The sequence below is a fragment of the Vibrio sp. S17_S38 genome (assembly GCF_014694375.1).
Classification (GTDB): Bacteria; Pseudomonadota; Gammaproteobacteria; order Enterobacterales; family Vibrionaceae; genus Vibrio.
In genome coordinates this window covers 39,458-53,952 of record NZ_JAAUWW010000011.1, presented here as the reverse complement: position 1 = coordinate 53,952, position 14,495 = coordinate 39,458, and the positions used below count along the sequence as shown (strand labels likewise).

The 14,495-nt window shown below is 40.1% G+C and carries 13 protein-coding genes; 3 read left to right on the top strand and 10 right to left on the bottom strand.

The window, feature by feature from the left end; translation table 11 throughout:
- Window positions 1-421: 421 nt before the first annotated feature.
- The 6 genes from HC725_RS10105 to HC725_RS10080 all read right to left on the bottom strand — a co-directional run bounded on the left by HC725_RS10105 (window position 422) and on the right by HC725_RS10080 (window position 5,841).
- Complete coding sequence (locus HC725_RS10105; RefSeq protein WP_190331773.1) at window positions 422-1,282, bottom strand: amino acid ABC transporter permease; 861 nt, start codon at window positions 1,280-1,282, stop codon at window positions 422-424.
- A gap of 51 nt (window positions 1,283-1,333) precedes the next feature.
- Window positions 1,334-2,149 carry a transporter substrate-binding domain-containing protein gene (locus HC725_RS10100; protein WP_190331703.1) on the bottom strand — a complete coding sequence of 272 codons (816 nt, stop codon included), beginning with the start codon at window positions 2,147-2,149 and terminating at the stop codon, window positions 1,334-1,336.
- Between the two features lie 8 nt (window positions 2,150-2,157).
- Complete coding sequence (locus HC725_RS10095) at window positions 2,158-2,910, bottom strand: amino acid ABC transporter permease (protein ID WP_190331772.1); 753 nt, start codon at window positions 2,908-2,910, stop codon at window positions 2,158-2,160.
- Window positions 2,911-2,953: 43 nt separating this feature from the next.
- The gene (locus tag HC725_RS10090; RefSeq protein ID WP_190331771.1) at window positions 2,954-3,670 is read right to left on the bottom strand and encodes an ATP-binding cassette domain-containing protein; all 717 of its coding nucleotides are present in this window, start codon (window positions 3,668-3,670) and stop codon (window positions 2,954-2,956) included.
- A gap of 173 nt (window positions 3,671-3,843) precedes the next feature.
- Complete coding sequence (gene fghA, locus HC725_RS10085; RefSeq protein WP_190331702.1) at window positions 3,844-4,704, bottom strand: S-formylglutathione hydrolase; 861 nt, start codon at window positions 4,702-4,704, stop codon at window positions 3,844-3,846.
- 12 nt (window positions 4,705-4,716) lie between these two features.
- On the bottom strand, window positions 4,717-5,841 hold the full coding sequence (locus tag HC725_RS10080; protein ID WP_194687931.1) for an S-(hydroxymethyl)glutathione dehydrogenase/class III alcohol dehydrogenase: 1,125 nt from the start codon (window positions 5,839-5,841) through the stop codon (window positions 4,717-4,719).
- A 157-nt stretch (window positions 5,842-5,998) separates the two neighbouring features.
- Here HC725_RS10080 and HC725_RS10075 point away from each other — a divergent pair, with 157 nt between their 5' ends.
- A complete protein-coding gene (locus HC725_RS10075) occupies window positions 5,999-6,859 on the top strand; it encodes a LysR substrate-binding domain-containing protein (protein WP_190331769.1) in 861 nt (286 codons plus the stop codon).
- Here the strand turns inward: HC725_RS10075 and HC725_RS10070 are convergent.
- Window positions 6,856-7,689 carry an ion transporter gene (locus tag HC725_RS10070; RefSeq protein ID WP_194687930.1) on the bottom strand — a complete coding sequence of 278 codons (834 nt, stop codon included), beginning with the start codon at window positions 7,687-7,689 and terminating at the stop codon, window positions 6,856-6,858. The two genes, HC725_RS10075 and HC725_RS10070, sit on opposite strands and share 4 nt — an antisense overlap.
- Window positions 7,690-7,796: 107 nt before the next feature.
- Here HC725_RS10070 and HC725_RS10065 point away from each other — a divergent pair, with 107 nt between their 5' ends.
- Window positions 7,797-8,864: a Gfo/Idh/MocA family oxidoreductase gene (locus HC725_RS10065; RefSeq protein ID WP_190331701.1), complete on the top strand. Its 1,068-nt coding sequence runs from the start codon at window positions 7,797-7,799 to the stop codon at window positions 8,862-8,864.
- Window positions 8,865-8,988: 124 nt separating this feature from the next.
- Here HC725_RS10065 and guaA read toward each other — a convergent pair whose 3' ends face one another.
- The gene (guaA, locus tag HC725_RS10060; protein ID WP_190331700.1) at window positions 8,989-10,566 is read right to left on the bottom strand and encodes a glutamine-hydrolyzing GMP synthase; all 1,578 of its coding nucleotides are present in this window, start codon (window positions 10,564-10,566) and stop codon (window positions 8,989-8,991) included.
- A gap of 156 nt (window positions 10,567-10,722) precedes the next feature.
- Window positions 10,723-12,186: an IMP dehydrogenase gene (guaB, locus tag HC725_RS10055; protein ID WP_190331699.1), complete on the bottom strand. Its 1,464-nt coding sequence runs from the start codon at window positions 12,184-12,186 to the stop codon at window positions 10,723-10,725.
- A gap of 424 nt (window positions 12,187-12,610) precedes the next feature.
- Here guaB and xseA point away from each other — a divergent pair, with 424 nt between their 5' ends.
- The gene (gene xseA, locus HC725_RS10050) at window positions 12,611-13,882 is read left to right on the top strand and encodes an exodeoxyribonuclease VII large subunit (protein WP_238928483.1); all 1,272 of its coding nucleotides are present in this window, start codon (window positions 12,611-12,613) and stop codon (window positions 13,880-13,882) included.
- 5 nt (window positions 13,883-13,887) lie between these two features.
- Here the strand turns inward: xseA and HC725_RS10045 are convergent, their stop codons facing one another.
- The gene (locus tag HC725_RS10045; protein WP_190331698.1) at window positions 13,888-14,130 is read right to left on the bottom strand and encodes a YfgJ family double zinc ribbon protein; all 243 of its coding nucleotides are present in this window, start codon (window positions 14,128-14,130) and stop codon (window positions 13,888-13,890) included.
- Between the last annotated feature and the right edge of the window lie 365 nt (window positions 14,131-14,495).

Here is a 14,495-nt window from a genome sequence, read left to right as displayed (position 1 = left end):
AATGACGAATGGGCGAGCAATAATTAAATATATCTATACATTGGTGAACTTAAGAGCAATTCAAATCTTTTAGCGTGATATATGACTAAAATAAGCGCATTTACAGGAAATCGCTCTCAAAGAAAATAATTTATTACAGTTTCAATTTTCATAGTTCAAATATAAAAAAACATCAACATTATGAGGATAATATTTTGTAAAATATGTCACAAATAAAGCCCACTTGTTACATGTGTCATTTCCTTCTAAGCAACAACACCCAAAATCAAGAAAATCAGCGATAATAAAAAGAAATCAAACTTCTTATATTGCATAGGTTTTTGGTGCCATAATTGGCTCTAAACAGAGCTGTTCTTATTTGTGATATTTGAAGGATATTGTCTAACTATTCAGTAAACTGATTTCAGAGGAGGCTTTATCCTTAATTAGGCTGCTTTTGGACGCGCTCTAACCAAGAAAAAATTTGTGATAAAGCAAAGCATAAAATGAAATAGCCTAGTGCTACCATGATCCATATTTCAAAGATCATACCGCTCGAATTAGCGATTTCTGTCCCGACAAAGGTCATTTCTTGAATTGAGATCAGCGATACAATTGAGGAATCTTTTACCAGTGATATTAATTGTCCAGCCAATGGTGGAACTATCGATTTTAATACTTGTGGTGCAATAATATAGCGATAACGATGCCAAGCAGACAAACCCAATGTTTTTGCCGCTTCATGCTGGCCTTTATCGATATTATCCAACCCCGACCTCACAACCTCTCCGATATATGCGGCGGATATCATCCCAATGCATAGTACACCAGAAGCTAGATTCTCCCATAAATTAGCTTCACCAAATAACCAACGCTGTAATGGGTTAATTAGTTCAGAATGCTCACGTAATATCTCTTCAAGCCCAAGCAATGGTACTAATTGATTGGCAATAAAAAAATAGAAGATAAAAATGAAAACCAAAGGTGGGATATTGCGAACTAATTGCACATAGCTGTTGGCGATGAGTCGAATTGCAACATAAGAGGAACGCCGCCCAACGCCCAGTAATACGCCCAAAATGAGTGCCAATAAAGATCCCCAAAACGTCAAACGTAGTGTCGATAATATCCCTTGGATAAAATACGAAACGCTGCCATCCACTTTGGGGATAAAAAGTAACGTTAATGCCTTGTGCCATTGCCAGTGATACGACAAGGCGCCACTGTCTTTGAGACAGAGCCATGCAATAAAACTTCCCGCGAATATCAACAACAAGATATCTAATCGGTTTAACTTCCACATTTTACTGAGCACTCATTTACCTATTACTGATAATCTTTTTCAAGCAATCTTTTACTGATTGGTATTGGAAACCTGCTTTTGCCAATCAACACTCTTAAACCAATAATCATAACGTTGTTGTAACCAACCATCTTGAGATCGAGCATCAATCCATTTATCAAAAAAGGCCTTTTTATCTTGTTCACCTAAACGTACTGCAAAACCTTCATTGCCCGTATATAGGCGTTCTTGCAGTGGGATATATAATTTATTAGGGTATTTTAATGCTTCAAATTCAGGCTTGGGCGTAGAAGCTATCACCGCATCGGCATTGCCGTTTAAGACTTCTTGGAACGCTTGCGCTTCATCATCAAACTGTAGGATTTTTGCTTTTGGGAAGTTTTCTCGCAAAACAGTGATCCCAAGCGCTCCACGTCGTGCTGCAAACTTTATCTTACGAGAATTAAAGTCTTCTTTGCTAAAGCCTTTGGTCGTCTCAATATTAGCTGCAATTTGGATACCGGAATGAGAATAAGGAACTGTGAACAATACACTTTTGGCACGCTCGTCTGTAATGGTTAAACCGCCGATGACTACATCAAATTTCCCAGCAATTAACGACGGAATAATGCCATCCCATGAAGTAGGAATAAACTCGACCTTCCAACCAGAATCTGATGCTAAACGCTTAGCAACATCAACCTCAAATCCTACTAGATCGCCTTGATCATTTCGCATCGCCCACGGAACAAAAGTGCTAAGCCCAACTTTTAATGTGCCACGTTGGTTAATTTTATCTAGGTTTGGTGTATCACTTGCCCACGCACTTTGCGCCAACCCCAGCCCAAATCCCAATAGCGTTAAACCGATTATCCATAAACGTTTCATTTTAGCTCCTAATGTCCTTTACGGCTTTGTAGTTCTAGCCATGCAGATAATGCAGACAAACTTAATGTTATTAATAAATAAATAGCTGCCACAGTGAACCAAATCTCAAATGGCATGGCTGTATCTGAGACAATATTGCGGCCTTCCGTGGTGAGGTCAAAAATAGCCATCACACTCACAATAGACGTATTTTTAACTAACGAAATCGCTTCGTTAGTTAATGACGGTAACGTTTTTTTAATCACTTGCGGCAAAATAATATAACGGTAACTATTAAAACGCGATAAGCCCAAGGTTCGAGATGCTTCAAATTGACCTTTATCGACAGCCAATAAACCTGAACGGATCACTTCTGCGGTGTATGCGCCTTGAAATAACGCTAACGCCAATATAGCCGTACTAAAGCGTTCTAACCCTAAATATGGCCCAAACACAAAATATAATAAGTATATTTGTACTAGCAAAGGTGTATTACGGATCACTTCGATATATATAAAAGCAAACAGTCGCCCGACTTTAGAATCCGATAAACGTAACAGTGCCGTGCATAAAGCTAAGATCAAAGTTGCGATTCCGCTCATTAACGTGAGTTTTAAGGTCACTAATAAGCCATCAATAAGTTCACCGTTATACCAATGCCCATCTTCAAAAAAGAACACATAATCAGGTACTCGCAACCATTGCCAGTGGTAATGCATTGCTTGCGCACCAGACTGCAAAATCCAACTTATGCCAATCAATAAAACAGCAATCTGCAACATGGCCGATAACAACGGTTTAGCGATTTTTATCGTAGCCGACACGCTAATAACTCAGAATCTGGTTAAGAAAATGTTGAGTGCGTTGATGCTTTGGTTGACCAAAAAACGCCATTGGTGGTGCTATTTCTACAATTTTGCCTTGATCCATAAACACCACGCGATCAGCCACTTTTTTAGCAAAGCCCATTTCATGAGTAACACACACCATGGTCATACCATCTTGAGCAAGTTGTGACATCACATCGAGTACTTCGCTGATCATTTCAGGGTCAAGCGCGGAGGTAGGTTCATCAAATAGTAGAATTTCTGGCTGCATACACAGGGAACGAGCAATCGCGACTCTTTGCTGCTGTCCTCCAGAAAGTTGCGAAGGGTATTTATTGGCTTGTTCGGCGATATTGACACGCTCTAAATAATGCATCGCTCGCTCTAGAGCATCAGATTTCGACAGCTTTAACGTTTTGACTGGAGATAGCGTCAGATTTTCGGCAATAGTAAGGTGAGGAAATAAATGAAAATGCTGAAACACCATACCAATTTGACCTTGCCATTGCTGTCTTGGTGTCACTTGCTGACCAAATACTCGAAGATCACCCGATTGAATGCTCTCTAGGTTATTAATACAGCGAATCAAAGTGGATTTCCCCGAACCAGAAGGGCCGCAAATCACTAACTTTTCACCTTTAGTTACCTGCAAGTTGATATCAGTTAAGGCCTGAAAGTCACCATAGAACTTATTCACTTGGTTAAATTGAATCACCGTTTGTTGTTCTATCACATCTTATCCTTTATCAGACTTTCATTCCTTGAACCCAGTTTATAGTAACATTGAATCATCATTTATAAATAACTCGTGAGATAAACTAATAGGCAAAAAAAATGGATTATCCGAACAGATAATCCATTGATGATAATTATTTTTACTACCTTTTTCTATGCCATTAAATGTTGTGCATGAAACTTCAAATGCTCATCAATAAAACTCGCAATAAAAAAGTAACTATGGTCATAACCAGAATGCACATTGATCTCAAATGGGTAATTTACTTGATTCGCCGCATTTTCTAATAAGTGCGGTTTTAATTGTTCTTCAAGAAAGTTATCCGCTAGACCTTGGTCAACTTTAATCGGAGGTAAATTTGACGTCTCACCTTTGATTTTTTTCATCAGTTCAACCGCATCGTATTTCACCCATAATGCTTGGTCATCGCCTAAATAAGCGGTTAATGCTTTGTGTCCCCACGGGCACTGCAATGAACTAACTATCGGGCTAAAAGCTGAGATCGACTGAAATCTTGGCGCATTACGTAAACCTATAACTAAAGCGCCACGCCCTCCCATTGAATGACCAGAGATAGATCGCTTATCCGTCACTGGGAAATTCGCTTCAATCAAAGCTGGTAATTCATAAGCAATATAATCATACATCTGATAATGCTTATCCCAAGGTGCTTGAGTCGCATTTAAATAAAACCCAGCGCCTTGACCTAAATCATACGCTTCATCATCAGCAATAATTTCACCATTAATACCCACCCCACGCGGGCTGGTATCAGGCATGACAATCGCAATCCCCAGCTGCGCCGCCATACGCTGAGCTCCTGCTTTTTGCACAAAATTTTCATCACTGCACGTTAAGCCAGAAAGCCAGTACAAGACTGGAACCTTGTGATCTTGCGTTGCTTGAGATGGTAAATACACCGAAAATTTCATCGCACAATGCAACACTTTTGATTCATGCTCAAACTGCTGTTGCAGCCCACCAAAGGATTTATTTGAACTCAGTTGCTTCATAAATACCCTTACTTAATAGTGGATCACAGTTCGAATGCTTTTACCTTCATGCATCAACTCAAATGCTTTATTAATGTCTTCTAAGCCCATGGTGTGAGTAATGAAATCATTGAGTTTGAATTCACCTTTCATGTAACGCTCAACATAAGTCGGTAATTCTGAACGTCCTTTCACCCCACCAAATGCCGATCCTTTCCAAACTCTTCCGGTTACTAATTGGAATGGGCGAGTTGAGATCTCTTGGCCTGCGCCTGCTACACCAATAATAATTGATTCCCCCCAACCTTTATGACAACACTCAAGTGCGCTGCGCATCAGATGAACATTGCCAACACATTCAAATGAATATTCGACGCCGCCATCTGTCATTTCGACAATCACTTCTTGGATTGGCTTATCAAAATCATTCGGATTCACACAATCGGTCGCACCCAATTGTTTAGCTAATTCAAATTTTGACTCATTAATATCAATGGCAATAATGCGCCCTGCTTTGGCCATCGCAGAACCAATCACAGCAGACAAACCAATTCCGCCAAGACCAAAGATCGCCACCGTATCACCTGGTTGAACATTCGCAGTATTGGTGACTGCGCCCATTCCCGTCGTAACGCCACAACCCAATAAACATACTTCTTTTAAATCGGCATCTGGGTTTACTTTTGCTAATGAAATTTCAGGTAGCACGGTATATTCAGAGAACGTTGATGTTCCCATGTAATGGAAGATCGGCTGGCCATTAATCGAAAAACGTGTAGTACCATCAGGCATTAAACCTTTCCCTTGCGTTTCTCGTACCGCGGAACACAAATTAGTTTTGCCTGACGTACAGAATTTACAGACTCCACATTCTGCTGTGTAAAGTGGGATAACATGATCGCCAACTTTGACAGAAGTTACACCCTCTCCAATCGATTCAACAATACCGCCGCCTTCATGACCAAGTATGGCTGGAAATACTCCTTCAGGATCATCACCAGATAAAGTAAAAGCATCCGTGTGACAAACACCGGTTGCAATAATTTTAACGCGAACCTCACCGGCTTGTGGCGGCATGACATCCACAGTTTCCATTTTCAATGGCTCGCCCGCTTTCCACGCCACAGCGGCGCGTGATTTAATTACTTGTGCTGTCATGAAATATCCTTACGAATTCAAAAGGGTTTTCGATTATTGAGTTCTTTAGTATAGGTGAAATTACATCATTGATAATCCATCTTTTAAGTAAAACACTTTTACACATGAGTAATAATGATTAAAATAAACATTCGATTAGTACCAATGAGTGATGAATATGCAATGGCAGGGTATCAGTGAATTTGTGGCGGTTGCCGAGACCAAAAGCTTTACCTTAGCGGCCAAACAATTGTCTATCTCCACCGCGCAAGTCAGCCGCCAAATTAACCAATTGGAAAGTCGATTATCGGCAAAGTTATTTTATCGAACCACAAGAAAGGTGAGCTTAACGGATATTGGTAAGGCATATTATCAACAATGTCGCGCAATACTGGATGCTTTAAATACCGCAGAGCAAACCGTCACTAATTTGCATCATACCCCGCAAGGCCAATTGAAACTTTCAGCGCCAATTGCTTATGGTGAAAGCCACTTAGCGCCGCTAGTGAATGATTTTTGTCTACTGTATCCAGAATTAACAGTGGAACTATGGCTCACCAACCGAACCGTTGATCTCACTGAAGAAAAAGTTGATCTGTCAATACGATTGGGATCGCTCATTGATTCCACCATGATGGCGAAAAAATTGCGTGATAGAAATTTGTTCCTATGTGCCTCACCTGACTATTTAGCTAAGTACGCCACGCCACAGACATTAGCCGAATTAAAGCAACACAACTGCTTATTGGGGTCTCTTGATCATTGGCGCTTTCAGAATCGAAAATTAACGGTGCATGGGAGCTTTAAATGCAATAACGGTTATGCGCTATTAGACGCAGCGTTAAAAGGAATTGGAATTGTTCAGCTGCCTGATTATTATGTGCAGCCATATTTACAATCGGGGGAGCTAGTCGCTTTGCTGCCCTCTCATCAACCGAAAGATGAAGGTATTTGGGCTATTTACCCACATAACCGTCATCTTCCGTCTAAAGTGAGATTATTACTTGATTACCTAGATCAGCATTTAATGCAACGCTAATCAGACTTTTTCTGCATATCAATTAACGTTTGCTGTAGTTGATCAAGCTTGATATTCAACGCCTTAATTTCACTGGAGGTTGCAAGCGTATCCTCATCGGGATTTTGCTCTTCACGCAATAATTTATGCTCTTGTGACATCACCTCTAAAATCGTACCCACCATCATGTTTAAGAAGATGAATGCGGTTAAGAATATGAAGGTTAGGTAGTAAATCCAACTCAGTGAATAAACCTCCATCGTTTCGTACATCACGTCGGTCCAATCTTCAAACGTCGCCACCCGAAATAGCGTTAACATCGAGATCGAAACATCACTCCACAGCGTTGGGTTAATATCACCAAACAACATACTGCCGACTGCGGCGTAGATATAGAAAATTACAAACATAAGCAAGCCAATATAACCCATCTGGGGAATGGCTTTGATCAGTGCATTTACCAGCACCCGTAACTCTGGCACCATCGACACTAAACGCAACACGCGGAAGATCCGTAATAGACGCGCCACAAACATGGTTGAACCCGCCGCCGGATATAAACTACCAAGCACAATAACCAAATCGAAAATATTCCAACCTTTTTTAAAGAAGGCGCGAATACCATCACTGGCTAAATAACGGATTATCAATTCGATCAAGAAAAAGACGGTGATGGCTGAGTCCATAATATTTAATGCGTATTCCATCGAGGAATGCAATTCATACGTATGCGCGCCAACTGTTAACGCCGAAATCAGGATCACGGCGATCACAAATATCTGGAAAATATTACTTTGGTCAATACGCTTAAACACATTTTGTAGACTTTGAAGTATTGTTACCTGATGCAATGATGTCACCTTTCAAAATTAAATTTATATTTTAATTAACAGTTTCAATCCTCACATGTATGGTTAACTCACTCACAAGAATGATAAAAACCACAAAGGATGTTGTTATGATGAAACTTGGTTTTATTGGTTTTGGTAAAAGCACCAACCGATATCATATGCCTTTTATTGATGCCGCGAAGCAGTTTGAAGTAACAGGTTATTACACGCGTGGCACTCGCCAGTTTGATATGCCTTATCCGAACAATAAACCCTTGATTCAACGTTTTGACTCTATAGATGATTTATTAAACAGCAATGTGGAAATCATTGTGGTTGCGACTCCGGCAAGTTCACATTACCAATTTGCCAAACAAGCTATTTTGGCGGGTAAACATGTCATTGTTGAAAAGCCATTTTGCGGTACGCTTGAACAAGCTAAAGAATTATTTCAATTAGCCAAGCAAGCTAACGTCAAAATCACGCCTTATCAAAACCGCCGCTACGACAGTGATTTTTTAACCATCAAAACCTTATTGACTCGTGAAGATTTGGGTCAGATCATGGAGATTGAATCCAACCATACGCATTATCGCACCGATGGAGCAGTTCAAACCGGTAATAAATACGATGGCAGTGTGTATGGACATGCCGTGCATTTTCTCGATCAAATAGTATCGCTTTATGGTGAACCTGACGAAGTGATTTATGATATTGCTAATCAAAAGAACTATTACATTGGTAAGGGACAAGCTTATCAAATGACAGCCAATCAAACCGATGGCATCCCAGAAGATTATTACGATATAAAATTGATTTACGGTAACCTTCGGATCCGTGTTCGCTTTTCCCAATTAATCATAAAAGAGCCGCCACGTTGGATAGTCAATGCTACCAATGCCACAATTGAAAAGTATCAAATAGATCAGCAAGAGCGTGATTTAAAACAAGGGATCTTTTTAGATCATCTAGATTTTGGTAAGGATACCCCACAAGGAATCTGTACTGTTTATTTCCAAGATAGACAAGAAAAGATAGAAGCAAACTATCAGCATTACACTCAATTTTATAAAGACTTCAAAGCTTCAATCGAGAACAACACCATGCCACCGGTGTCAGAAAAAGAAGCGTTGATTGTGATGAACATTATGGAAGGAATTGTGAATCAAACAACCTATAACCCATTATTTAAATAGCAATAATTTTTTAATTAATACAAAGCCCCGTAATTCGCTTCAAACATCATAGAACGAAAAAACCGTCTAATTTTAATAATCAGACGGTTTTATTTATACAATAAGGTTAAAAAGCTTTAGAGGATTATTCCCACTCAATCGTCGCGGGCGGCTTACCTGAAATATCGTAAACTACACGTGAAATACCATCTATTTCATTAATGATGCGGTTAGATACTTTGCCAAGGAAATCATAAGGTAAGTGTGCCCAATGTGCTGTCATAAAATCAATCGTTTCGACAGCTCGTAGCGATACAACCCAATCATATTTACGGCCATCGCCCATAACACCCACTGAACGTACCGGTAGGAATACTGTAAATGCTTGTGAAACTTTGTTGTATAAATCTGCCGCGTGTAGCTCTTCAATGAAGATAGCATCTGCGCGACGTAACAAGTCACAGTATTCTTTCTTAACTTCGCCCAAAACACGAACGCCCAAACCAGGCCCAGGGAACGGGTGACGGTAAAGCATGTTATATGGCAAGCCAAGCTCTAGACCTATCTTACGTACTTCATCTTTAAATAGTTCACGTAATGGCTCAACCAAACCCATCGCCATATCATCAGGCAAACCGCCCACGTTATGGTGAGATTTAATCACATGTGCTTTACCTGTTTTCGATGCAGCAGATTCAATTACATCAGGGTAAATCGTGCCTTGTGCTAACCATTTAGCATTTTTAAGCTTCTTCGATTCTTCATCAAAGATCTCAACAAAAACGCGGCCAATAATTTTACGCTTCGCTTCTGGTTCAGCTTCGCCACCGAGTGCATCTAAGAAACGGTTTTCAGCATCAACGTGGATGATATTTAATCCAAAGTGATCGCCAAACATATCCATTACTTGATCGGCTTCGTTTAAACGCAATAAGCCGTTATCCACGAATACACAGGTAAGTTTATCGCCAATAGCGCGATGGAGCAGCATGGCTACAACAGAAGAATCAACCCCACCAGAAAGACCAAGAATAACTTCATCATCACCAATTTGATCTTTAAGGCGTACGATTGAATCTTCAATGATAGAAGATGGTGTCCACAACTTGCTACAACCACAGATGTTAAGCACAAAGTTCTCAAGCATGCGTAAGCCTTGACGAGTATGAGTAACTTCTGGGTGAAATTGAACGCCATAAAAACGTTTTTCATCGTTCGCCATCGCAGCGTATGGACAAGTATCAGTTTGAGCAACTTTAGTGAATCCGCTTGGGATCTCAACCACTTTATCGCCGTGACTCATCCATACATCTAACAGCGGTTTACCATCTTCTGAAATCGCATCTTCGATATTGGCAAACAAGGCACAGTCTTCAACCATTTTTACTTGTGCGTAGCCAAACTCACGTTCATTAGAACCGGCTACTTTCCCGCCAAGTTGCTCAGACATGGTTTGCATGCCGTAACAAATACCAAATACAGGTACACCAGCATTAAATACATATTCAGGCGCACGAGGAGAATTGGCTTCGGTGACACTTTCAGGGCCACCAGAAAGAATAATGCCGTCTGGGTTAAATTCACGGATATCCGATTCTTCAACATCCCAACTCCACAGTTCACAATAAACACCGATCTCACGAATACGGCGAGCAATCAATTGGGTGTATTGAGAGCCAAAGTCTAAAATTAAAATGCGTTCAGCATGAATATTAGTCGTCATTCTTTTTCTCTAAAATCTAATTAAAGTGAAATTGACATGTGCTTATCGTCAAATACTCAAAACACACATCATTAAAAATTTTCTATTCTTATTTATCCCAAATTTTCAATCTATCACGCAATTATTGAACTCAATAACTAGTGATAGATGAAAATTTTAACCAAGACGGTAATTAGGGGCTTCTTTTGTAATTTGTACGTCATGCACATGCGATTCTTGCATGCCCGCACCAGAGATACGTACAAACTCTGCTTTAGTGCGCATATCGTCAATCGTAGCACTGCCGGTTAGACCCATGCTTGAACGTAAACCACCCATTTGTTGATGGATAATTTCTTTTATATGGCCTTTATATGCAGTACGACCTTCAATGCCTTCTGGAACAAGCTTGTCGGCTGCATTATCTGATTGGAAGTAACGATCTGATGAACCTTGAGACATCGCGCCCAGTGAACCCATTCCACGGTAAGACTTATAAGAACGGCCTTGGTAAAGGATGATTTCACCCGGTGCTTCTTCCGTTCCTGCAAACATAGAGCCAACCATCACGCAAGATGCGCCAGCAGCAATAGCCTTACAAATATCACCAGAGAAGCGAATGCCGCCATCAGCAATCACAGGAATACCAAACTCAGCAGCTGCTTCTGCTGCATCTGAAATAGCAGTGATTTGTGGAACACCAACACCAGTAACTATGCGGGTGGTACAAATTGAACCTGGGCCTATGCCGACTTTAACCGCATCCACACCTGCATCGATCAGTGCACGAGCACCAGCAGCCGTTGCTACATTTCCGCCAATGATTTGTAAATCGGGGAAAAGTGCACGCGTTTCTTTAATTCGATCTAAGACACCTTGAGAGTGACCGTGAGAAGAATCGATAAGCAGAACATCAACGCCTGCTTCAACAAGCGCTTTAACACGTTCTTCGTTACCAGCGCCAGCGCCAACAGCCGCACCAACACGTAAGCGACCTTGGTCATCTTTACAAGCGTTCGGTTTACTTTCTGCTTTTTGGAAATCTTTTGCGGTGATCATACCTGACAATTGGAAAGCATCATTAACGACTAATACTTTCTCAATACGGCGCTCTTGCATTAATTTTTGTACATCAGAAAGTGAAGCACCTTCTTTCACTGTGGCAAGGCGATCTTTTGGGGTCATCACTTGTTCAACACTTTTGGTCAAATCAGTGACAAAACGAACATCACGGCCAGTAATAATACCGACTAATTCATTACTTTGCGTTACGACAGGAAAGCCAGCGAAACCATGTTTCTCGGTTAATGCTTTCACATCCAAGATGGTTTCAGTTGGGCGGATAGTCACAGGATTGCTAACGACACCAGCTTCATAAATCTTCACTAAACGTACTTCTTCAGCTTGCTGTTCAATTGACATATTCTTATGAATAAAGCCAATTCCACCTTCTTGAGCCAGAGCAATAGCCAAACGAGCTTCTGTAACCGTATCCATAGCGGCAGAAATCATCGGGACGTTAAGAGTGATCTTTTTAGTCAACTGAGTGCGAAGATCAGCTGTATTAGGAAGAACAGTGGAGTGTGCAGGGACAAGTAAAACGTCATCAAACGTTAAAGCTTCTTTCGCGATTCGTAACATTGCAATATCTCACATAAGAGTGTTAGAAGGATAAATCCCACTGTTAGTATTTAGCTAAAAAGCGACTAAAACCATAAGCGATAAACTCATTTTATCGTTTCGCATAATAAAATGAATTTGGGATTTGATATTGCAGCGGGATTATACGCCTCGCGCAATCGTTTGACTAGATGTTTTATCCTTTTTATTTATGAAAATTTAATGAATAAGCCTGAAGGTAGTTCAAATATCAATTAATCGCATAAATGTTGTCACACGCTTAAGTTTTTGGTTGTTCTTGGCTGACACCATTCGCAATTTAAACTCTAATTCCGCTATAATTATCTTATTCTTTTTGATTAGATTTGTGAGATTTCCTGTGCCAATAACCCCAAGCACTAATCCAAATATATTTACGGTTTCTCGCTTGAATGCAGAAGTACGAATGCTACTTGAAAATGAAATGGGAATTGTGTGGTTGGTGGGCGAATTATCAAATTTTTCTGCTCCTGTTTCTGGTCATTGGTATTTCTCATTAAAAGATTCACGTGCACAAGTCAAATGTGCCATGTTCAAAGGTAATAATCGTCATGTTAGCTTTAAACCAATAAACGGTAATCAAGTGTTAGTCAAAGCGCGATTATCTTTATATGAACCTCGTGGTGATTATCAATTGATCATCGAGAGTATGCAGCCTGAGGGTGACGGGCGTCTGCAACAAGAATTTGAGCAGCTTAAAATGCGCTTAGCTGGCGAAGGTTTATTTGCTCAAAGCTTAAAACAAGCCCTACCTGAAAATCCAAAACGAATTGGCGTTATTACCTCAAAAACAGGCGCAGCATTATATGACATTTTGGATGTATTAAAGCGCCGTGATCCAAGCTTACCAATCATCGTATATCCAACCGTTGTGCAAGGAGAAGAAGCGCCCTTCAAAATTGCTCAAGCGATAGGACGAGCCAATAGCCGTAATGAATGTGACATACTGATCGTCGGTCGTGGTGGTGGTTCGCTGGAGGATTTATGGTGCTTTAATCATGAGATTGTTGCTCGTACTATTGCTGCCAGTCAAATTCCTATTGTGAGTGCCGTTGGGCATGAAATTGATGTCACTATTGCTGATTTTGTTGCCGATGTCCGTGCACCAACACCATCTGCGGCTGCTGAGCTTGTAAGCCGTGACAATAATCATAAGCACCAAACGTTGCATCATCAACATCAACGTTTACTCAACGCAAGCCGATATTATTTCTCGCAACAAAAATCACGCCTCACTCAGTTAACTCACCTGTTGGATAAATTACATCCTCGTTATCAGCTCAATAATCAAGCTCAACAATTGGATGATTTGAGTCAGCGTTTACAACGTTCAATGTCGTACTACTTGCGTCGTCAGAACAGCCAAGTCGAATACTTAACTCATAAATTCAATAGCTATTCACTAGCCAAAAAAATTGAAAGGCAAAAAGATCAAGTACAACAAAAGCAACGTCATTTAATCAACGCGATTGAAAAGCAGCTCACAACTCAGAGATACCATTTGGCGATAAAGGTTGAAAAGTTAGAAACAATGAGCCCACTTTCAACACTAAAAAGAGGCTATAGCATTGTAAAAGATGAAAATAGCCGGGTGGTATCTCAGGCTGCGGGCCTAAAAAGCGGACAAAAGATTGCAATTTCATTTATTGATGGAGAGATCCATTCAATCGTAAGTTAACAGTCCTAAGTAAACTGCAACTTAGTTATCACTGTTGATTTAGACTTTAGTTCATTACATTGTGGGCAAAAGAAACTGCTAGAACCGCATGCTTGCAAGTAATTGAGCTCATTGTCACAAGCTGGACAAAAGGCCTGTTGAGTGAAATTAACGTGGCAGTTATTACAACCATAAACCGGTTGGTTCTTATCATTTTTCCTTTGCCATACTAATTTAGTATCGCAATTTGGGCAGTCATGATCTGGCATAAATGAGTCCTTCATAATACTTTTTATAAGCACCATCACTTCTTTAAAATGAAAGTGAATGCCCTTCTACTTTACTCTTCTTAAACCTTGATAACAAAATGACATGTCATTTCTGGAAAATGTCGGTTATTGTCATCTAACTAATACAAACTTTCATTTAATATGCGATTTTAAGCATGGCATGATCTTTTATGATCTCAGCCTTTATACTCTTTGATCAGCGATCTACCCCATTAAGAATATTTATATCACCACAACCCGAAAGCATAAGTTACATGTGCTGCATTTGAATTTTAAACAGGATAATAAACCTTATAGTTACATTTAAATCATAGGATCCAATATTTTAAAATATTCAAATACGC

What these genes read in the sequence shown, in the direction of transcription:
- guaA (WP_190331700.1), bottom strand. Translation starts at nt 10,566, where the DNA reads ATGACGACTAATATTCATGCTGAACGCATTTTAATTTTAGACTTTGGC.
- HC725_RS10045 (WP_190331698.1), bottom strand. Translation starts at nt 14,130, where the DNA reads ATGCCAGATCATGACTGCCCAAATTGCGATACTAAATTAGTATGGCAA.
- guaB (WP_190331699.1), bottom strand. Translation starts at nt 12,186, where the DNA reads ATGTTACGAATCGCGAAAGAAGCTTTAACGTTTGATGACGTTTTACTT.
- fghA (WP_190331702.1), bottom strand. Translation starts at nt 4,704, where the DNA reads ATGAAGCAACTGAGTTCAAATAAATCCTTTGGTGGGCTGCAACAGCAG.
- HC725_RS10080 (WP_194687931.1), bottom strand. Translation starts at nt 5,841, where the DNA reads ATGACAGCACAAGTAATTAAATCACGCGCCGCTGTGGCGTGGAAAGCG.
- HC725_RS10095 (WP_190331772.1), bottom strand. Translation starts at nt 2,910, where the DNA reads ATGTTGCAGATTGCTGTTTTATTGATTGGCATAAGTTGGATTTTGCAG.
- HC725_RS10075 (WP_190331769.1), top strand. Translation starts at nt 5,999, where the DNA reads ATGCAATGGCAGGGTATCAGTGAATTTGTGGCGGTTGCCGAGACCAAA.
- xseA (WP_238928483.1), top strand. Translation starts at nt 12,611, where the DNA reads ATGCTACTTGAAAATGAAATGGGAATTGTGTGGTTGGTGGGCGAATTA.
- HC725_RS10065 (WP_190331701.1), top strand. Translation starts at nt 7,797, where the DNA reads ATGATGAAACTTGGTTTTATTGGTTTTGGTAAAAGCACCAACCGATAT.
- HC725_RS10105 (WP_190331773.1), bottom strand. Translation starts at nt 1,282, where the DNA reads ATGTGGAAGTTAAACCGATTAGATATCTTGTTGTTGATATTCGCGGGA.
- HC725_RS10100 (WP_190331703.1), bottom strand. Translation starts at nt 2,149, where the DNA reads ATGAAACGTTTATGGATAATCGGTTTAACGCTATTGGGATTTGGGCTG.